This window comes from Allobosea sp. 2RAB26 (assembly GCF_052115465.1).
Classification (GTDB): Bacteria; Pseudomonadota; Alphaproteobacteria; order Rhizobiales; family Beijerinckiaceae; genus Allobosea.
Genome location: NZ_JBFRGS010000004.1, coordinates 244383 through 262995 on the forward strand (window position 1 = coordinate 244383; position 18613 = coordinate 262995).

Here is an 18613-nt window from a genome sequence, read left to right on the forward strand (position 1 = left end):
ATGGCCTTTCTTGCCGATGCCCTGAAGCGCGTGAAGCCGTCCGCGACCATCACCATCACGCAGAAGGCGCGCGATCTGAAAGCCCAGGGCAAGGACGTGATCTCGCTTTCGGTCGGCGAGCCGGACTTCGACACGCCCGATAATATCAAGGAAGCCGCCATCGCCGCGATCAGGCGCGGCGAGACGAAGTACACGCCGGTCTCCGGCATTCCGCAGCTGCGCGAGGCGATTACCCGCAAGCTGAAGCGCGAGAACGGCCTCGACTACAAGCCGAGCCAGACGATCGTCTCCACCGGCGGCAAGCATGTCATCTACAACGCGCTCCTCGCCACCCTGAACCCCGGCGACGAGGTCGTCTGCATCTCGCCCTACTGGGTCAGCTATCCCGAGATGGTTGCGCTCTGCGGCGGCACGCCGACCTTCGCCGAGACCCGCATCGAGAACGAGTTCAAGCTCCAGCCGGAGGATCTCGAGAAAGCGATCACCCCCCGGACCAAGTGGGTCATCCTGAACTCGCCTTCGAACCCGTCGGGCGCCGCCTATAGCCATGCCGAGATGAAGAAGCTCACGGATGTCCTGATGCGCCATCCTCATGTCTGGGTGCTGACCGACGACATGTACGAGCACCTGGTCTATGGCGACTTCCAGTTCGTCACGCCCGCTCAGGTCGAACCCGGTCTCTACGAGCGCACGCTGACCATGAACGGCGTCTCGAAATCCTACGCCATGACCGGCTGGCGCATCGGCTACGCTGCCGGCCCGCAGCATCTGATGAACGCCATGGACCTCGTCCAGGGCCAGCAGACCTCCGGCACCTCGGCGATTTCGCAATGGGCGGCGGTCGAGGCGCTCGACGGTACGCAGGAGCACATTCCGGTCTTCCGGAAGGCCTTCGAGCGTCGCCGCGATCTCGTGGTCTCGATGCTGAACCAGACGCGCGGCCTCAAGTGCCCGACGCCGGAAGGCGCGTTCTACGTCTATCCCGATTGCTCGGCGATGATTGGCAAGAAGCTGCCGAACGGCAAGGTGATCGAGACCGACGAAGACCTCGTCATGGGCCTGCTCGAGACGGAAGCCGTCGCGGCCGTCCACGGCTCCTCCTTCGGCCTTGGGCCCAATTTCCGCATCTCCTACGCCACCTCGGACGAGAAGCTGGAAGAAGCCTGCCGCCGCATCCAGCGCTTCTGCGCCGAGCTGCGCTGAGCCAGCGATCGTGAATTGCCGCGGGCGCGCCACTCGGCTAGCGCTTGCGGCATGAACCGCCGCTCCTTTCTGATCCTGACGGCCGCCCCGCTCCTCGCGGGGGCGGCCGTGGCGCAATCTGGGCCTCCGTCGCTCTCCGTGCGGCAGGCCTATGACGGAGCCAAGGCCGGCACGCTGATTCTCGTCGATATCCGGACACCAGAGGAATGGGCCGATACCGGCGTGCCGGTCGGCGCCATCAGGTTGGATATGGAGGCCAGCGCCTTCGAGGCGCGGCTTGCCGCGCTACGGCTCGAGAATCCCGGCAAGACCATCGCGCTGATCTGCCGTACTGGAAACCGCAGCAGCTCGCTGCAGCGCAAGCTCGCCGGCCGCGGCTGGCGTGACATTGTCGATGTCCGCGGCGGCCTGCTCGGCAATCCCGGCGACAAGGGTTGGCTGGCCGAGCAGTTGCCGGTGACGGCCTATCCCTGAGATCTGCGGCCCGAAAGCAGGTCCGGCCGCCTTTCGCGCGTGATCGCCTCAGCCTGCTCGCGCCGCCAGCGGGCGATGCGAGCGTGGTCTCCCGACAGCAGCGCCTCGGGCAGCCCCCTGCCCTCCCACTCGCGCGGGCGCGTATAGTGCGGATATTCGAGCAGGCCGTTCTCGAAACTCTCCTCCGAACCGGAGGCTTCCTTGCCCATCACGCCGGGAATCAGGCGCACGCAAGCATCCAGCAGCACCATCGCCGCCATCTCGCCGCCGGAGAGGATGTAGTCGCCGATCGAGACCTCGGTCAGGCCGCGCCCCTCGATCACCCGTTCATCCACGCCCTCGAAGCGCCCGCAGACGATGACGACGCCATCGCCGGCCACCCAATCGCGGACCTGGCGCTGATCCAGCCTGCGCCCGCGCGGGGACATCAGCAGGCGCGGTCTTGGATCGTCGACCGGAACCGCCGCATCGATCGCAGCTGCCAGCACGTCGCAGCGCAGCACCATGCCAGCACCGCCGCCAGCCGGGTTGTCGTCGACATTGCGATGACGGCCGATGCCGTGGTCGCGGATCTGGTGGGTATCGAGCTGCCACAATCCCTTGCGCAATCCCTCCCCCGCCAGGGAAGCACCGAGCGGGCCGGGAAACATCTCGGGATAGAGGGTCAGGATCGAGGCGCGAAAGCTCATGCCGAAGCAAAGCGCAGCGACGGATGCCCGTCCAGCGCTGCGAAATCCCTGGCACTGCCGATGACATTGTCGAAGCCGGAGAAGGCCCCCGCCTCGAGCATCGTCAGGATCGCGACGGCCCGCATGCCGGCACGCTTCGCGGCCTCGACGCCCAGCGGCGCGTCCTCGAAGACGAGGCAGCTTTCGGGAACCACGCCCATGCGCTCGGCGGCCGCCAGGAACATGTCGGGATGCGGCTTGCCCCGAAACCCCTGCGATGGGGAGACGATCGTGGCGAAGCGCGAGCGCAGACCAAGCGTATCGAGCACGAGGTCGATATTGGCCGGCGGCGCAGCGGAAGCGACCGCCATCGGAATCCCGGCAGTCTCGGCTCGCGCCATCAGATCGAGCAGCCCCGACAACGCCGCGACATGGGGGCGATAGGCCGCGCGATAGAGTTCTTCCTTGCGCAGGCCGCGCGCTTCGAGCTCAGCATCCTCAGCCTCTGGGAAATAGGCAGAAAGGATTTCGAGATTGGCCTTGCCGGCGGTGCGGCTGAAGAAGCTTGCCCGGTCGAAGGCGAGGTTCTCGGTCTTGTGCCACGCCTCCCAGGCATCATCGTGGAAGCGCATATTGTCGACGATGGTGCCATCCATGTCGAAGATCAGGGCGCGGATCGAGGTCTCACTTGTCATCGACATCCTCGAACAATCCGGCCGGAGGGTCCGCTTCGATCCGTCGCGCCGCAATGTCGATTCGGGGTGTGAAGGCCTTGGTGAACGGCATCAGCACGGAGCGGCCATCCGGAGTGCAGATGTCAAGCAGGTCGCCGGCGCCATAATTGTCGACGGACGTGACCTCGCCGAGAGGCTCGCCTTGCGGCCCGACCACGGAACAGCCGACCAGATCGGCCTGGAGGAACTCGTCCTCATCATCGGCCGGCGGCAGGTTTGCTCGCTCGGTATGGAGCTTGAGCCCAGTCAGGGTTTCGGCCGCCTCGCGGCTGGTCACGCCCTTCAGGCGGGCAATGACCACTTCCTTGGCGGGCCTGATCTCCGCGATCTCGAAACGGCGGCCGTGATCGTCGATCAGCGCGCCATAGGCCGCGATATCGAGCGGATCGGCCGTGAAGGCCTTGATCCGCACCTCGCCTTTGACGCCATGCGGCGCCCCGACGATGCCGAGCAGGACGAGTTCGTTATCAGCCATCAAATGCCATTCCGGGTCACCGCGAGGCGAGCAGCCCGGAACCCATAATCACCAAGGAGTAAAGGAAGAAATCGGCGCGGCCGCCCCSAAAGGCGGCCGCGCCTCAAAAGGTTCACTCAGCAGCTTCAGCCGGAGCAGCGGCCTTCTCGGCCTTCTTCTCGGCGCGCTCCTTGGCCTTCTCGCCGGGAACGGCCTTCGCCGGGTTGTTGCGGGCCGGACGCTTCAGCAGGCCAGCAGCGTCGAGGAAACGCAGGACGCGATCGGTCGGCTGGGCGCCCTTGGCGAGCCAGGCCTTGGCCTTCTCGAGGTCGAGCACGACGCGCTCCGGCGAATCCTTCGCCTTCATCGGATCATAGGCGCCGATCTTCTCGATGAAGCGGCCATCGCGCGGCGAACGGGCGTCGGCGACGACGATGCGGTAATAGGGGCGCTTCTTGGCGCCGCCGCGGGTGAGGCGGATCTTCAGGGACATGATAATCTCCAGTCAGTTCAGGTTTGCAGGCTTCTGTTTCGCAGGCTCGGCAGCCGGGTGCCGGTAGATGCCGACCTCCCAGCCACGGATCACGAAGGGTTTCTCGAATCTGGCGCCGAGACGCTCGGCAACCTGGATCGAGGGTCGATTGTCGGGGTGGATGAAGCTCATCAGCGTCGTCCAACCCAAGTCACGATAGGCATAGTCACGAGCGCGCAGAGCAGCTTCGGTCGCGTAGCCGCGCCCATGCTCACCGGCGAAAAGGCTCCAGCCGATCTCCGGCTCGGGCCAGCCTTCCGGCGAGAGCAGCCCACACCAGCCGACGAGCCGGCTGTCTTCCTTGGCCTCGAGGGCCCAGAGACCGAAACCCAGCAGGGACCAATGGCCAGCCATGCTGGCAAAGCGACGCCACGAATCCTCGCGCCCGCTGGCGCCACCGACGAAACGGGTCAGCTGCTCGTCGCCCAGGAACGCGGCCACGCGATCGAAATCGCCCTTGGCCCAGCCGCGCATCACCAGGCGCTCGGTCTCGAGGACGGGGATCACTTCTTCTTCCCGCCGAACGGATTGCCGCCGAGACCAGGCAGGCCGCCCAATCCGGGCAGTTTCGGCATCATGCCGGCGGGCGGCGTCACGCCCTTGGGCAGGCCGGGGAAACCGCCCGGCGGCAGCGAAGGCAGCCCGCCGCCAGCGCCGAGCTGCTTCTGCAGATCCGCGAGCTGGGCCGGGTCCATCTTGGACGGATCAGGCATGCCCGGCGGCAATCCGCCGCCGCCCATGCCGAACATCTGGCCAAGCTTGCCGAGCATGCCGCCCTTCTGCTTCGACATCGCCTTCATTGCGTCGGCCATACCGCGGTGCATCTTGAGCAACTTGTTGATCGACTCTGCCGAGGTACCTGACCCTGCCGCGATGCGCTTCTTGCGGCTGTTCTTGAGAAGGTCGGGGTTCTTGCGTTCGGCCGGCGTCATCGAGTCGATCGCCGCGATCATGCGCTTGAACATCTGGTCGCCCACGCCAGAACTGGCGAGCTGGCTCTGAGCCTGCTTCATCCCGGGCAGCATACCCATGATGCCGCCGAGCCCGCCCATCTTCTCCATCTGCTGCAACTGCGTGCGCATGTCGGAGAGATCGAAATTGCCCTTTGCCATGCGCTGGGCGACGGCCTGCGCCTGCTCGGCATCGATCGTCTCGGCCGCCTTCTCGACGAGCGAAACGATGTCGCCCATGCCGAGGATACGATTGGCGACCCGCGAGGGATGGAAATCCTCGAGGGCATCGGTCTTTTCGCCCGTGCCGACCAGCTTGATCGGCTTACCGGTGACGGCACGCATCGAGAGCGCCGCGCCACCGCGCGAATCGCCATCCATACGGGTCAGCACGATGCCGGTGAGCCCAACGCGCGCGTCGAAGGCACGCGCCGTATTGACCGCGTCCTGGCCGGTCAGCGCGTCGGCGACGAGCAGCACCTCATGCGGGTTCGTCGCAGCCTTCACATCGGCGACTTCCGCCATCAGCGCCTCGTCGAGCGTGACGCGACCGGCGGTGTCGAGCATGACGACATCGAAACCGCCGAGCTTGCCGGCCTCGATCGCGCGGCGCGCGATCTGGACGGCCGACTGGCCGGCGACGATGGGCAGCGTATCAACACCGACCTGCTGGCCGAGGATAGCCAACTGCTCCATGGCAGCGGGGCGGCGCGTGTCGAGCGAGGCCATCAGCACCCGCTTCTTGTGCCGGTCGCTGAGGCGCTTGGCGATCTTGGCGGTCGAGGTCGTCTTGCCCGAGCCCTGCAGGCCGACCATCAGGATCGGCACCGGCGGCACCGAATCGAGCGTGATGCCTTCGCCCTCGCCGCCAAGGGTGTCGATCAGGACGTCGTTGACGATCTTGATGACCTGCTGGCCGGGCGTGACCGATTTCAGAACCTCGGCGCCGACCGCGCGCTCACGTACCTTGTCGGTGAAACTGCGCACGACCTCGAGCGCGACATCCGCCTCCAGCAGCGCGCGGCGAACCTCGCGCAGGGCTGCGTTGACGTCGTCCTCGGTCAGCGAGCCCCTGCGGGTCAGGCCCGAGAGGATGCCGGAGAGTCTGTCGCTCAATGTGCCGAACATGCGGCCCCTTGTCGGTTTTGTACGGCTCTTTCATCCAACAGAACGGACATCACCCCCCAAGCGGTTTCGCGCCCGAGGGCGCAGACGCGCTGTCGGGCGTTGACCTCCGGGCTCTCATGGCTCATGCGAGCGGCCCGGTCGGCGGATGCGGTCTCGTCGATGTCGGCGAAACGAATGCTGGGGTTAAAGCGTCAGAATGTGGTGAAAGTCAAGATTGCGGACGCATGGTGGCAATCTCGCCGCGATTGACCGCTAGCTGATCTGACCCGATCAACAACAGAATCGTCCTGATCGCATGACCCGAACCGCCGCTGCCGCCCTTCTCGCCACCGCCCTCCTGGCTGCTGGCTGCGCCACCGAACCACTGCGCACGGGCCCCATCAATCCGAAATCCGCCGAGAAGCTGGCCGCGGTACAGGTCGACCGCGCCGCAGCAGCGCGAATCCTGAACAACTACCGCGCCAGTCTCGGCCTCGGCCCCGTGCGGCTCGACCCCGCGTTGACGGCGATGGCCCAGCGCCAGGCCGACGCGATGGTCGCCGGCAACGCGCTCTCGCACGATGTCGGCGGCAACTTCACGGCCCGCGTGCATGCGGCCGGGCTGAATACGGGCCGTGCAGCCGAGAATCTGGGAGGCGGCTACTATTCAACCGAGGAGGCTTTTGCGGGGTGGCGTCAATCGTCGGGACATGACGCGAATTTGCGCATGCCCGAGGCGACGCGCTTCGGCATTGCGCTGGCAAAGGACCCACGCACTCAGTACCGCGCCTATTGGGCCCTGGTTGTCGCAGCTGATCCGCAGCCCCGTAGGACGGCAGATGCCGGGCCGCTCGTTCCGGTGGAAAGTTTACGCAGGGTTCGCGCTGAAGGTGACAGGCAGATTGCAGGGCGGTAGTTGTCGCCTCCCCCCTTTTGAATACGGATTGCGAGATGCCTTACGCTGCGCCGAAATCGATCGCCCTTGCGGCAGCCTCCCTGTTTGTCGGCCTGTCCCAAGCTCAAGCTCAGGCCCAACCCTGCGCCAGCAACTTCAAATCGGCCGGTGTTCCGATGCTCACCGCCCTCACCTACCGGACCTGGGATCTCATCCCCAATCGGGCGCCGGCCGTGGTGCTGCCCGCGCTTGCCAGGGCCGTGGCGGCCGACGGCTTCGACGGCATCCAGGTCGACAAATCACTCGGCACGATTTCCGCCCTCCAGGAAGTGACCGGATCCGGCCGCCCGCAAACGCTTCGCGTGACCGCACGCCCGAGCGGCAAGGGTACGCGGGTCGACATCGTCTTCACCGTGCAGCCGGGACAGATCGCGGAGGAAGGCGGCACCCGCGCGGCGATGTGCAAATTCATCTCGAGCGCTCGTCGCTGAGGCCGCATTACGCGCCTCGTAGCGGCCGCGGCGGCTGAGGCTGCGGCGGCCTCTTTACAAAGTCTCGCGCCTCGGGATTGCTCGGGCTGCAACCTCGGGAGCCTCGCCATGACCTTCGAAGCCTGGGCCGCCTTCGCGGCCGCAACCGCCGTCCTGCTCGTTATTCCGGGCCCCACGATCCTACTCGTGATGTCCTATGCCCTGGGCCAGGGCTGGCGCACCGCCTTCCCGATGGCAGTCGGCGTCGCGCTCGGCGATTTCACCGCAATGACGCTCTCGATGCTCGGGGTCGGCGCTTTGCTGGCAGCCTCGGCGACTGTGTTCACCGCGCTGAAATGGGTTGGCGCAGCCTATCTCGTCTATCTCGGCGTGAAACTCTTCCGCGCCGGCGGCAGCCTGAATGCCGAACCCCGCAAGGATGCTGCCTCGGCCTTGAAGATGCTCGGCCATGCCTGGCTGGTGACAGCTCTCAACCCGAAGAGCATCACCTTCTTCGTCGCCTTCCTGCCGCAGTTCCTCGACGCCAAAGCCGATTTCTGGACACAGATGCTGATCTTCGAGGCGACCTTCATCACGCTCGCCTTCGCCAATGCACTGGGCTACGCGCTGATCGCCTCGCGTGCCCGTTCGGTGGTCAGCAATCCGCGTGCGATCGGCCTGTTCAACAAGGCCGGCGGAACGCTCCTGATCGGTGCCGGCATCGCGACCGTGGCGATGCGCTCGGGCAACCACTGACAATGGGCAGAGCCAGCATGCGCGACGGCAAGGACAGCCACACGCTCGATTTCTACGCGAGCGAGGCCGAAGCCTATGCGTCGCGCGGCCAGGATGCGAGCCGCGCGAAGCTTCAGGGCTTCATGTCGCTGCTGCCGCCCGGCGGACGCGTGCTCGAGCTTGGATGCGGCGCGGGACAGGACAGCGAGGCGCTGCTGGCGCAAGGCTTCGACGTCCTGCCGACCGATGGCTCTCCAGAACTCGCGGCACAGGCAGAGCGCCGCCTCGGTCGTCCGGTGGCTGTCCTCCTGTTCGAGGACCTCGCCGAGCATGAGGCCTTTGACGGAATCTGGGCCAATGCCTGCCTGCTCCACGTCCCCCGTGCGGCCCTGCCTGCCATGATCGCACGCGTGCATGCCGCGCTGAAACCTGATGGCGTCTTCTATGCCAGCTTCAAGGCTGGAGAGCAGGACGGCCGCGACCGCTTCGGCCGCTATTTCAACTATCCGTCGCCCGAATGGCTGCGCGACGCCTACGGCACCGGACGCTGGTCCAGGCTCGACATCGTCGAGGAAACCGGGAGCGGCTATGACCGCGAGCCGACCGATTGGCTGCATGTCACAGCGTTCAAGATGCCGTGACGATGCGGTTTCCTGTGGGCGGGGCCCTCTTTCCGGGGCAGGATCGCAGGGCTTGACCCCGCCGCAACAGGCCCCACTTCTCCCGCCATGAACCGCCGCAAACTCCTCTCGCTTCTCGGTGTCTCCGCCTTGCTCAGCTCGACTGGCATGGCCTGGGCCGCATTCTCACGCTCGCGCAACCCCTATTACCAAGGGCCGGTCAGCGAGAATTTCGACGGACTGCGCTTCACCGATGGCCGGCCGGTCAACAAGGGCCTGCTCGACGTCCTGAGATGGCAGACCTCGAAGCGCGAGCGCGAGGCCTTTCCGGCGCATTACCCGGCCCCGACGCAGGACAAGCCACCTGCGCGCGTCGAGGGCCTGCGCATCGTCCATCTCGGCCACGCCTCGTTCCTCTACCAGATCGCCGGGCTCAATGTGCTGGTCGACCCGGTCTATTCCGAGCGCGCCAGCCCCTTCTCCTTCGCTGGCCCACGACGCGTGAACGCTCCGGGCGTCGCCTTCGACGACCTGCCGAAGATCGATGTCGTGCTGATCACGCATAATCATTACGACCATCTCGACCTCGCGGCACTCGACGCGCTCCACCGGCGCGACAAGCCGCGCATGATCATGCCGCTCGGCAACGACACGATCATCCGCGCCCGCAATCCCGCCATCCACGCCGAGGCCTATGACTGGAAAGCGAAGGTCGCCCTGTCTGACGCCGTCTCCGCGACATTGGTTCCGACCTATCACTGGTCGGCGCGCGGCGCGCTCGACCGCCGCATGGCGCTCTGGTGCTCCTTCGTCATCGAAACCCCACTGGGCAAGGTCTTCCATATCGGCGATACCGGCTATCACGATGGCTCGCTCTACGAGCGGCTCGGTGCCGAGCATGGCCCGTTCCGCCTGGCCGTGCTGCCGATCGGCGCTTACGAGCCGCGCTGGTTCATGGGCGACAACCACATGAATCCGGAAGAAGCCGTCAGGGTCATGCTCTCGCTACGCGCCGAGCAGGCGCTCGGACACCACTGGGGCACATTCCAACTGACCGACGAAGGCATCGAGCGTCCGCCCGAAGCCCTGAAGCTCGCCCTTGCGCAAGCGAACCTGCCCGAGGAGCGCTTTCGGCCGATGCGCCCCGGACTGAGCTGGAACGCCTGAGGACAATCTGCTGGCGGCAGATCGCGACCGACTGAGAGTTGCCGGCCGAAGCAAGGTGCTCGCTAAAGCCGAAGCCTATTGCGGTTGCACGTAGACGTTGATCTCGAGGTTCGGATCGCCCGGGTCCTTGAGATCGGTGACATATTCCTCGAGGAAGGCGTCCTTCACCTTGATGTTCTTGGCCTCGAGATAGGCCGTGATCGTCTCATAGGTGGAATCGATGTCGTCATAGGGCGCCGTATGCACGAAGCGCAGCGAGAGCCCGGCCGGGCTCGTGCTCGACCGCACGCCATTGGCGAGCGGCACCGCACCGTCCGGCGCCCGGTCCACAGGCAGCATCGCCTCGAAGCGGAAGCCGCTATCGTCCGTCTCGATGAAGAGCGTCAGCGGCCGGCCGGCGACCGAAAGCGCCGATCGTGAGGCCTGCTCGCGCAGGATGCGGAAACTCTCGACCAAACGCTGGAAGCCCTGATCCCAGCTCGACTGGCCGGAGATCGCGAGCACCGGCTTGGGCACCAGTTGCACCTCGTCGACATCGCTCGGGTCACCCGGTTTGCCCGCGAGCGTCGCGTTCGGATCGGGCACAACGGTCGACTGCCGCTGCTGCGGTGCGACCGGTGGAGCGGGAAGCGGCGGAGCGGGCGGCGCCTCCGGCGTGGCCGGGGCAGGGACCGGAGGCGGAGGCGGCGCGGGAGGTGGCGGCGCAGCGCCCTGCGGTATCGGCCCGCTTGGCACCGGCTGGCCCGCCGATGGCGGCGGCGTCACAGGCGGTGCCGGCAGCGGCACGGGCGGGGGCGTCAGGCTGTCCGCCGGGGCCTGTGCCGGCGCCTGCACGGGCACCGCCTGGACTGGAGCCGGGCTCGGCGATGCGGCGCCCGGCGGCGGCGCAAGGGGAGCAGCCTCCACCGGCGTGGGCGGAGCCACCCGGGTTTGTGCGATGGCGAGGGAGCCGGCGGCGAACACGCCTGCGACAGCCAGAATTCCAACCCGGAAATGCCGCATCATCTTAGCCCTGACAGAGAGGAGCGATTCGCGCCCTTGCGCCGCAGCATAGAATGTCCGTGAGCGCGCAGGAACGGCTGGAAGGGTGGCTTTTTCGCGTCAGCTCCCTCATATAGCCGCTCTTTGTTGGACCTGTGACCAAATGAACGCATTGGCGCATCGCCGGTTCCTGAAAATGAACGGGCTCGGCAACCAGATCACCGTGCTCGACCTGCGCGGCACCAGGCTGAAAGTCAGCGAAGCGGAGGCGCGTGCCATCGCCGCGGAGCCGCGCGCGCATTTCGACCAATTAATGGTGCTGCACGATGCGCGCACGCCCGGCACGGATGCCTTCATCCGCATCTACAACACGGACGGCTCGGAAGCCGGCGCTTGCGGCAATGGCACGCGCTGCGTCGCCTGGGCCATGCTGGCCGATCCCCGAATGGGTGACAGCAACCGGAGCGAGCTGATGCTGGAAACCAAGTCGGGACTGCTCCCCGCCTCGCGCATCGACGATCTCGTCTTCACCGTCGACATGGGTCGGCCGAAGCTGGCCTGGGACGAGATCCCGCTGGCAGATCCGTTCCACGATACCAGCCGCTTCGAGCTGCAGATCGGGCCGATCGACGAGCCGATCCTGCACACGCCTTGCGCGGTCAATATGGGCAACCCCCACGCCGTCTTCTTTGTGGACGATCCCTACGCCTTCAACCTGGAGCAGATCGGCCCGCTGCTCGAAAACCACCCGATCTTCCCTGATCGGGCCAATATCGAGTTGGCCGCGGTGAAGGCTCCCGATCATATCGTGCTGCGCGTCTGGGAACGCGGGGCCGGCATCACCCAGGCTTGCGGCTCCGGCGCGTGTGCCGCGCTCGTCGCCGCCGTGCGGCGCGAACTGTCGGCGCGCAAGGCGGTGGTCAGCTTGCCGGGGGGCGATCTCATCATCGAATGGCGCGCAAGCGACGACCATGTCCTGATGACCGGCCCGGTCGCGTTCGAGTGGGAGGGCGTGCTCGAGCCGGCGCTGTTCGAAAGCGCGGCTTGATGACGCTCGAAGTCGTCACCTTCGGCTGTCGCCTCAATATCGTCGAGAGCGAGGCAATCAGGACGCAGGCGGAGGCAGCCGGCCTTGGCAACGTCGCGATCGTCAACTCCTGTGCCGTGACGACGGAGGCCATGCGGCAAGCACGCCAGGCCGTCCGGCGTCTCAAGCGCGGACAGCCTGACAGGCCCGTCATCGTGACCGGATGCGGCGCGCAGGTCGAATCCGGCGTCTTCGCGGCGATGCCGGAGACCGCGCGCGTCCTCGGCAACGCCGAAAAGATGCGGGCCGAGACCTGGATATCGCTCGCCCGTTCGAACAGCCTGGTCTCGGACGCCGAGGTCAATCCCGAGGACAAGACGACCGTCTCCGACATCATGCGCGAGACCACGCTGCAGACGCTGTCGCCGAACGCCTTTGCAGCCCATACCCGCGCCTTCGTTCAGGTCCAGAACGGCTGCGACCATCGCTGCACCTTCTGTGTCATTCCTTATGGCCGGGGCAACTCACGCTCGCTCGGCGTCGCAGCGGTCCTCGGCCAGTGCCGCAAGCTGGTTGAGAATGGCGCCCGCGAAATCGTGCTGACCGGCGTCGACCTGACGAGCTATGGCCGGGACCTGCCGGAGCTCCCGACGCTCGGCGAACTCGTGCAGACCATCCTGCGCGCCCTGCCCGCCCTGCCGCGCCTGCGCCTCTCCTCGATCGACGCGGTCGAGGTCGACGATGCGTTGCGCCAGGCCATTGCGACCGAACCGCGGCTGATGCCGCATCTGCATCTCTCGCTCCAGGCCGGCGACGACCTCATCCTGAAGCGGATGAAGCGGCGCCATTGCCGCGAAGACGCCGTCCGGTTTTGCGCGGAGATGCGGGCGCTGCGCCCCGACATCGTCTTCGGCGCCGATCTCATTGCCGGGTTTCCGACCGAGGATGAGGCGATGTTCGCCCGCTCGCTCTCGCTGATCGACGAATGCGGCCTGAGCTATGTTCACGCCTTCCCCTATTCGGCCCGGCCCGGCACCCCGGCCGCCCGAATGCCGCAACTGCCCGGCGAGATCGTCAGCGACCGGGCCGCACGCCTGCGCGCCGCGGCACAAGCCGCCCATGCGCGCCATCTGCAGGCCCGTATCGGCCGGCCGCTCAGTGTGCTGACGGAACGCGGCAATACGGGCCGCGCCGAGGATTTCACGCTGCTCCGTTTCGCGCGCGATGTGGCGGCCGGAGAGATCGTCGAAGCCTGCGCCACCGGCGCCAATGGCAATGCCCTGCTGGCAGCCTGACGGCGAAGGCGCAGAACGGCGCGATCAGTGCACCATTCCGGCTACGCGGTGGACCTGATTGTTGCAGTACCCGCGCGGATTCCAGGGCGTCTCGAGTGGCTGAACCCGGCCTTCGACATCCCGCGCGCGAGCCATGATCGTCACCGGCCCCGCCACGGCAATGGTCAGCATCGTCTGGAAACGGCGCCAGGCGAATGCGCCTTCCGCCGGCTCGAGTGCGACGTCGCACCAGGTTTTGCCGCCATCGGACGATAGGTCCATCGCCGCTATCGGGACCGCTCCGCTCCAGGCAAAGCCGCGAACCGCGAATGGCGTTCCGGCCACAGCCGTGAAGCCCTCAAGGGGCGCCGTGACCAGCGACTTCACAGGCATGTCGGTGAGCACGGCGAACAGGCTTTCGTCTATCGCTTCACCCGGGCGCATCGGCACGACCGGCATGCGATAATCGGTGCCCCGCATTTTCTCGCCGTCATGCTCGCGAGGGCGGATGGTGATCCGGTCCAGCCATTTCTGCCAGGCAGAGCCCGGAAAGCCGGGCGCGACAATGCGCAGCGGTCCGCCATGCAGACGCGGCAACGGCTCGTCATTCATCGCGAAGGCGACAAGCGTCTCATCGCTCATCGCCTTGGCGATCGGCAGGCCACGCGAGAGCGCGTCCTTGGTTTCGTCCTTGATCGCACGGTCGGGGCTGTAATGCGCCGTATAGACAGCGCTGGGCAGCAAACCCGCATGAGCCAGCAGGTCCTTGAGCCGAACCCCGGTCCAGCGCGCGCAGCCCACCGCGCCGAGCCGCCATTGCAACCCGTCGGTCCTGGGCGAGAACTGCACGCGCCCGTTGCCGGCGCATTCGAGCACGGCGGTGACGGTGACGGTCTCGAACTCGCGCTGCAGTTCCTGAAGCGTCCAGGTCGCCGGCCGCTCGACCTCCCCGTCGAGCGTCAGCGTCCATGCTTCAGGGGCAGCAATCTCAGGCAAGGCGCCATTGTTGCGAATGAAGAAAGCATCGACCGGTGTGATCGGAGTATCGAGCAGCCCGATCGCCGGCTCGGCATTCAGCGCCTCCTCGTCATGGACATAGAGCCCGGGCTTGAGGCGGCGCAGCAGCGGCAGTTCGATGAGTCGACGGGGCAAATAGCTGCCTTGTTCCGAGCGGGCGGGAAGGTCGGCGCTGCACGATCACGGCCACCGGATTCCGTGCAAACGCTAGTCAAACCCACCCGCTCGATCAAGTCGTGCCGTTCAGCCCTTGGCCGTGACCTCCTCGCGCAGGGCGCGGCGCAGCACCTTGCCGACATTGGTCTTCGGCAGGCTGTCACGGAAGATGATCTGCTTCGGCACCTTGTAGCCGGTGAGATTGTCCTTGCAGAAGCTGCGCAACTCGTCGGCTGTCAGGCTGGCGTCCCTCTTGACCACGAAAGCCGTCACCGCCTCACCGGAATGCTCGTCGGGCAGGCCGATGACGGCAGATTCGAGCACGCCCGGATGGGTGGCGAGGACGTCCTCGACCTCATTAGGATAGACGTTAAAGCCGGAGACCAGCACCATGTCCTTCATCCGGTCGACGATCTTGATCTGCCCGTCGGGCAACAGAACACCAATATCGCCCGAGCGGAAATAGCCGTCCGGGGTCATCACCTTCGCGGTCTCGTCCGGTCGCTGCCAATAGCCGCGCATGACCTGCGGGCCGCGGATGCAGACCTCGCCCGGCTCGCCCATCGGCATGTCATTGCCGTCGACATCCCGGATCGCGAAATCGGTCGAGGGCAGCGGATACCCGATCGTGCCGGTGAACTCGGCAATGTCGGGCCGGTTGGCCGAGGCGACTGGCGAGGTCTCGGACAAACCGTAGCCCTCGACGATCGGCCGCCCGGTGACCTCCCGCCAGCGCTTGGCGACCACCGCTTGCGTCGCCATGCCGCCCGCCACCGCAAAACGCAATTCCGAGAAATCGACATTCTCGATCTCTGGATGGTTGGCCAACGCATTGTAGAGCGTGTTGACACCGGAGAAGAGCGTGAAGCGGCTCGTTTTCAGGATCTTGATGAAGCCCGCGATATCGCGTGGATTGGCGATCAGGAGCCCCTTTGCGCCGATCCGCAGCATGAACATGCAGCAGCAGGTCAGCGCGAAGATATGATAGAGCGGCAGCGCCGTGACCATGACATGCTGGTAGTCGCTGCGGCCGAGCGGTGGCTCGAGCCCCCAGCCCAGCCAGAGCGCGCATTGCTCGACATTGGACGCGACGTTGTGATGGGTCAGAGTCGCGCCCTTGGCGACGCCGGTCGTACCGCCGGTATACTGCAGGAAGGCGACATCCTCGGGCACGACGACGACCGGTGTCATCGTCGATGGGCCGGCGAGAATAGTCTTCAGCGGGACCGCGCCCGGCAGGTTGAACGGCTTGACGACCTTCTTGATCCTACGGGCCACGAAATTGACGATGGCCCCCTTGAAGCCCATCAGGTCGCCGGCCGTCGCCAGGACAATCTGGTCGAGCTTGAGATTCGGTCGGGCCTCCTCGACGACATGGGCAAAATTCTCGATCACCACGAGCACGCGGGCGCCCGAGTCGTTGAGCTGATGGGTCAGCTCACGGGCCGTATAGAGCGGATTGACGTTCACCACCGTGTAGCCGCCGAGCAGCGTTCCGAAGATCGCGGCCGGATTGGCCAGGATGTTGGGCATCATCAACGCGATGCGGTCGCCCTTCTTGAAGCCGCGGGCCTGCAGCCAGGCAGTGAAGGCGCGGGCGGCTTTCCCGACCTCCGCAAAACTGATCGCCTTGCCGAAGCTCTCGAAGGCCGGGCGCGCGGCATAGGTCGTGACGGCATGGCTGATCAGATCGGCGAGCGTTCCGACCTTGGCCTGATCGATCACCGGCGGAACCGCCGGCGGATAATGCGCCAGCCAGGGCCGCGGATCCGCTGCTGCCTGTGCGGCGCTCGTCACCTTCATCGTCGCTCCTCCCGTCTCGCAGGCATTTTCCCACTCACGCGAGCGTTTCTGCCTTGTTGTAACCATACAGTGCGGAACGAAAGCGGCGGGCGCAAGCGCCCGCCGCTCTGCCGTTGCCACAAGGTTTATATATGAACCTTTTAGGTCACACCTGGGTTTCAGCGCCCATGCGCCAGGGCCTGCGCCGCCACGACGGCATCGGCCGATTTGCCGGCGAGTTCTGCAAGATGGTCGAACCTGACGCTGAAGGAACCGACGCCCGAGGTCGCCGAGCGCAGCTCCACGATCAGACCGCCCATTTCCGCTTCCGGGATCAGGGCGTTGATCTGATCCCAGCCACGCCATCCCGGCCGGGCGTCGTAGCCCAGGATCTGGCCGCGCCTTGCAGAAACGATGGCCGAGGCCCGCGACATCGCGTCCGATGGAATGACGACCTCGACGGCGAGGATCGGCTCGAGCAGCACGGATCTGGCCTGCGGGATTGCGTCCGCCATGGCCAGCCGCGCTGCCTGCCTGAACGCCATGTCGGAGGAATCGACGGTATGGTAGGAGCCGTCGGTCAACGTCACCTCGATATCGACGAGCGGGAAGCCAAGCGGCCCGTTCTGGCAGAAATCCCGCACACCGGCCTCGACGGAAGAGATGTACTGTCTCGGCACGACGCCGCCCGTGATGCGGTCGACGAACCGAATGCCCTCGCCGCGCTCGATCGGCGCCACCTCGAGCACCACATCGCCATACTGGCCATGCCCGCCGCTCTGCTTGCGATGCCGCCCACGCGCGCTGGCCTTGCCGCGAATAGTCTCGCGATAACCGATCTCAGGTGGATGATTCTGAGCCGAAACGCCGTAGCGCCCGGACAACCGCTCCATTGTCACGCGCAAATGCATCTCGCCCTGCCCCGAGAGCCGCACCTCGCCGAACTCCGGCAGGTGCGACACGGTCAGCGCGGGATCTTCCTCCGCGATGCGCCCGAGCGCAGCGGTGAGCCGGACGTCATCCTTGCGATCCTTGACGCTGATCCCGAGCGCATGGACCGGCTCGGGCGGAGCAACCGACGTCACGACGCCTGGACGGACCTTGCCAGCAGCCAGCGCATCCCCCGTGCGCACCCCTTCCAGCCGGGAAAAGGCGGCAACCTGTCCCTCTTCTGCGGCAGGCTTGCGCGTCTGCTCGGCTCCCTTCAACTCGATGACACCGCCGATGCGCGTCTCGACGCCGCTGGACGAGGTCACGACGTCGCCCTCGGCGAGCCGCCCGCGCAATACGCGGGCCAGTGAGATCTTGCCGCCCTGGCTCGAATGCCAAGTCTTCATCACCTGCGCCAACGGCGCGCCGTCCTCGACGACGCCGATGCGCCCGCGGGTTTCCGGAAGCGAAGGCGCTTCATGCCGCAGGGCCTTGAGCAGCCGCGTGACGCCATTGCCCCGCTCGGCCGCGCCAATCAGCACCGGCACGACGTGGCGGTGCTGCAGCTCCCGCGCGAGATCGTCGAAGATCCGATCCTGCGGCGGCTCCATGTCGCCCAGCAGATCCTCCATCAGCTCATCATCATAGTCCGCAAGCTTCTCCAGCATCGAGAAGCGCGCTTCCTTCTCGCGGCCGACCTCCTCCGACCCGAGGGGCACGATCTCGCTCGGCGCATGCTCGCGGTAGATGAAGGCCCGCTCGAGAGCGAGGTCGATGAAACCAACGGCGATGCCCTTCTGCCAGATCGGGATCTGACGCAGCAGCAGCGGCGTACGCGAGGCGCGCTGCAGGATGCCAAGTGTCTCGCGCACCCGGCGCGTCGCCGTGTCGATCTTGTTGAGGAACAGGAAACGCGGAATATCCGCCTCCTCGAGCTCGCGCAGGACGAGTTCGAGCGCCGGTGCCTTGCGGTCGTCAGCCTCGCATACCACCACCGCGGCATCGACGACAGGCAGGACGTGACGCATCTCGTGCAGGAACTCGACCGAGCCGGGGCAATCGATGAAGCTGTAGCTCTCCCCGAGGAAATCGACGGTCGCGACATTCGGCTCGGTGCTCATCTGGTGAGCCCGTGCCTCCGCGGAGGCATCGCCGGCACTGTTCTTCGCCTTGACGGAGCCGGCCCGTGAAACCGCGCCGCAGCGCTCCAGAATGCTCTCGAGCAAGGTCGTCTTGCCGCTTTGAAAGGGACCAACGATGGCGATGCATCGCGGCCCCAAAGCTCTCTTGCCGGCGGCCGAACCTCCATTGCCTGATGTCGCAGCCATAGCGTCCTCCTTCGGGTTTTGGCCGCGCAACAGCGTCAGAGCAGACGCCCGGCGCAACGCGGCGAAGAACCGACGAGAACGATGTCACAGCGCCCACGCCGGAAAGGCG

19 protein-coding genes are annotated in these 18613 nt (G+C 66.1%); 9 read left to right on the top strand and 10 right to left on the bottom strand.

The features are described 5' to 3' along the window. On the top strand, positions 1-1203 hold the full coding sequence (locus AB4118_RS09195) for a pyridoxal phosphate-dependent aminotransferase (protein WP_441489436.1): 1203 nt from the start codon (positions 1-3) through the stop codon (positions 1201-1203). 51 nt (positions 1204-1254) lie between these two features. After that, on the top strand, positions 1255-1677 hold the full coding sequence (locus AB4118_RS09200) for a rhodanese-like domain-containing protein (RefSeq protein WP_441489437.1): 423 nt from the start codon (positions 1255-1257) through the stop codon (positions 1675-1677). Here the strand turns inward: AB4118_RS09200 and trmD are convergent. The 6 genes from trmD to ffh form a co-directional block, all read right to left on the bottom strand. Further along, entirely contained in the window at positions 1668-2366 is a 699-nt protein-coding gene (trmD, locus tag AB4118_RS09205) for a tRNA (guanosine(37)-N1)-methyltransferase TrmD (RefSeq protein ID WP_441489438.1), read from the bottom strand. The two genes, AB4118_RS09200 and trmD, sit on opposite strands and share 10 nt — an antisense overlap. Further along, positions 2363-3046, bottom strand: coding sequence for an HAD family hydrolase (locus tag AB4118_RS09210; RefSeq protein ID WP_441489439.1), 684 nt, complete (start codon positions 3044-3046; stop codon positions 2363-2365). Before AB4118_RS09210 ends, trmD begins: the two co-directional genes overlap by 4 nt. Continuing rightward, entirely contained in the window at positions 3030-3554 is a 525-nt protein-coding gene (rimM, locus tag AB4118_RS09215; protein WP_441489440.1) for a ribosome maturation factor RimM, read from the bottom strand. The genes AB4118_RS09210 and rimM overlap by 17 nt, the downstream gene beginning before the upstream one ends. Before the next feature lie 112 nt (positions 3555-3666). Next, positions 3667-4026: a 30S ribosomal protein S16 gene (gene rpsP / locus AB4118_RS09220; RefSeq protein ID WP_043233545.1), complete on the bottom strand. Its 360-nt coding sequence runs from the start codon at positions 4024-4026 to the stop codon at positions 3667-3669. A 12-nt stretch (positions 4027-4038) separates the two neighbouring features. After that, a complete protein-coding gene (locus AB4118_RS09225) occupies positions 4039-4572 on the bottom strand; it encodes a GNAT family N-acetyltransferase (protein WP_441489441.1) in 534 nt (177 codons plus the stop codon). After that, positions 4569-6143: a signal recognition particle protein gene (gene ffh, locus AB4118_RS09230; protein WP_441489442.1), complete on the bottom strand. Its 1575-nt coding sequence runs from the start codon at positions 6141-6143 to the stop codon at positions 4569-4571. The genes AB4118_RS09225 and ffh overlap by 4 nt, the downstream gene beginning before the upstream one ends. A gap of 295 nt (positions 6144-6438) precedes the next feature. Here ffh and AB4118_RS09235 point away from each other — a divergent pair, with 295 nt between their 5' ends. From AB4118_RS09235 to AB4118_RS09255, 5 genes are all read left to right on the top strand, one after another. Continuing rightward, positions 6439-7038 carry a CAP domain-containing protein gene (locus AB4118_RS09235; protein ID WP_441489443.1) on the top strand — a complete coding sequence of 200 codons (600 nt, stop codon included), beginning with the start codon at positions 6439-6441 and terminating at the stop codon, positions 7036-7038. Positions 7039-7073: 35 nt separating this feature from the next. Then, positions 7074-7508, top strand: a complete 435-nt coding sequence (locus AB4118_RS09240) for a hypothetical protein (RefSeq protein WP_441489444.1) — start codon at positions 7074-7076, stop codon at positions 7506-7508. A gap of 108 nt (positions 7509-7616) precedes the next feature. Next, entirely contained in the window at positions 7617-8243 is a 627-nt protein-coding gene (locus AB4118_RS09245) for a LysE family translocator (RefSeq protein WP_441489445.1), read from the top strand. Positions 8244-8260: 17 nt separating this feature from the next. Next, positions 8261-8863: a class I SAM-dependent methyltransferase gene (locus AB4118_RS09250; RefSeq protein ID WP_441489446.1), complete on the top strand. Its 603-nt coding sequence runs from the start codon at positions 8261-8263 to the stop codon at positions 8861-8863. An 87-nt stretch (positions 8864-8950) separates the two neighbouring features. Further along, on the top strand, positions 8951-10009 hold the full coding sequence (locus AB4118_RS09255) for an MBL fold metallo-hydrolase (protein WP_441489447.1): 1059 nt from the start codon (positions 8951-8953) through the stop codon (positions 10007-10009). 75 nt (positions 10010-10084) lie between these two features. Here AB4118_RS09255 and AB4118_RS09260 read toward each other — a convergent pair whose 3' ends face one another. Beyond that, a complete protein-coding gene (locus tag AB4118_RS09260; protein ID WP_441489448.1) occupies positions 10085-11014 on the bottom strand; it encodes a GyrI-like domain-containing protein in 930 nt (309 codons plus the stop codon). 139 nt (positions 11015-11153) lie between these two features. Between AB4118_RS09260 and dapF the strand changes: the two genes are divergently transcribed. Together dapF and mtaB are read left to right on the top strand one after the other, a co-directional pair. Next, positions 11154-12038 (top strand): diaminopimelate epimerase, encoded by an 885-nt coding sequence (gene dapF / locus AB4118_RS09265; RefSeq protein ID WP_441489449.1) that lies wholly within the window; start codon positions 11154-11156, stop codon positions 12036-12038. Then, positions 12038-13312 (top strand): tRNA (N(6)-L-threonylcarbamoyladenosine(37)-C(2))-methylthiotransferase MtaB, encoded by a 1275-nt coding sequence (gene mtaB / locus AB4118_RS09270; RefSeq protein WP_441489450.1) that lies wholly within the window; start codon positions 12038-12040, stop codon positions 13310-13312. Before dapF ends, mtaB begins: the two co-directional genes overlap by 1 nt. A 24-nt stretch (positions 13313-13336) precedes the next feature. Here mtaB and AB4118_RS09275 read toward each other — a convergent pair whose 3' ends face one another. From AB4118_RS09275 to AB4118_RS09285, 3 genes are all read right to left on the bottom strand, one after another. Next, complete coding sequence (locus AB4118_RS09275) at positions 13337-14443, bottom strand: sulfite oxidase (RefSeq protein ID WP_441489451.1); 1107 nt, start codon at positions 14441-14443, stop codon at positions 13337-13339. Between the two features lie 108 nt (positions 14444-14551). Continuing rightward, positions 14552-16267 (bottom strand): AMP-binding protein, encoded by a 1716-nt coding sequence (locus AB4118_RS09280; RefSeq protein WP_441489452.1) that lies wholly within the window; start codon positions 16265-16267, stop codon positions 14552-14554. A gap of 158 nt (positions 16268-16425) precedes the next feature. Next, the gene (locus AB4118_RS09285) at positions 16426-18504 is read right to left on the bottom strand and encodes an elongation factor G (RefSeq protein WP_441489453.1); all 2079 of its coding nucleotides are present in this window, start codon (positions 18502-18504) and stop codon (positions 16426-16428) included. Between the last annotated feature and the right edge of the window lie 109 nt (positions 18505-18613).

What these genes read in the sequence shown, in the direction of transcription:
- ffh (WP_441489442.1), bottom strand. Translation starts at nt 6,143, where the DNA reads ATGTTCGGCACATTGAGCGACAGACTCTCCGGCATCCTCTCGGGCCTG.
- AB4118_RS09250 (WP_441489446.1), top strand. Translation starts at nt 8,261, where the DNA reads ATGCGCGACGGCAAGGACAGCCACACGCTCGATTTCTACGCGAGCGAG.
- rpsP (WP_043233545.1), bottom strand. Translation starts at nt 4,026, where the DNA reads ATGTCCCTGAAGATCCGCCTCACCCGCGGCGGCGCCAAGAAGCGCCCC.
- AB4118_RS09210 (WP_441489439.1), bottom strand. Translation starts at nt 3,046, where the DNA reads ATGTCGATGACAAGTGAGACCTCGATCCGCGCCCTGATCTTCGACATG.
- AB4118_RS09240 (WP_441489444.1), top strand. Translation starts at nt 7,074, where the DNA reads ATGCCTTACGCTGCGCCGAAATCGATCGCCCTTGCGGCAGCCTCCCTG.
- AB4118_RS09235 (WP_441489443.1), top strand. Translation starts at nt 6,439, where the DNA reads ATGACCCGAACCGCCGCTGCCGCCCTTCTCGCCACCGCCCTCCTGGCT.
- AB4118_RS09280 (WP_441489452.1), bottom strand. Translation starts at nt 16,267, where the DNA reads ATGAAGGTGACGAGCGCCGCACAGGCAGCAGCGGATCCGCGGCCCTGG.
- rimM (WP_441489440.1), bottom strand. Translation starts at nt 3,554, where the DNA reads ATGGCTGATAACGAACTCGTCCTGCTCGGCATCGTCGGGGCGCCGCAT.
- trmD (WP_441489438.1), bottom strand. Translation starts at nt 2,366, where the DNA reads ATGAGCTTTCGCGCCTCGATCCTGACCCTCTATCCCGAGATGTTTCCC.
- mtaB (WP_441489450.1), top strand. Translation starts at nt 12,038, where the DNA reads ATGACGCTCGAAGTCGTCACCTTCGGCTGTCGCCTCAATATCGTCGAG.
- AB4118_RS09195 (WP_441489436.1), top strand. Translation starts at nt 1, where the DNA reads ATGGCCTTTCTTGCCGATGCCCTGAAGCGCGTGAAGCCGTCCGCGACC.
- AB4118_RS09245 (WP_441489445.1), top strand. Translation starts at nt 7,617, where the DNA reads ATGACCTTCGAAGCCTGGGCCGCCTTCGCGGCCGCAACCGCCGTCCTG.
- AB4118_RS09285 (WP_441489453.1), bottom strand. Translation starts at nt 18,504, where the DNA reads ATGGCTGCGACATCAGGCAATGGAGGTTCGGCCGCCGGCAAGAGAGCT.
- AB4118_RS09255 (WP_441489447.1), top strand. Translation starts at nt 8,951, where the DNA reads ATGAACCGCCGCAAACTCCTCTCGCTTCTCGGTGTCTCCGCCTTGCTC.
- dapF (WP_441489449.1), top strand. Translation starts at nt 11,154, where the DNA reads ATGAACGCATTGGCGCATCGCCGGTTCCTGAAAATGAACGGGCTCGGC.
- AB4118_RS09200 (WP_441489437.1), top strand. Translation starts at nt 1,255, where the DNA reads ATGAACCGCCGCTCCTTTCTGATCCTGACGGCCGCCCCGCTCCTCGCG.
- AB4118_RS09260 (WP_441489448.1), bottom strand. Translation starts at nt 11,014, where the DNA reads ATGATGCGGCATTTCCGGGTTGGAATTCTGGCTGTCGCAGGCGTGTTC.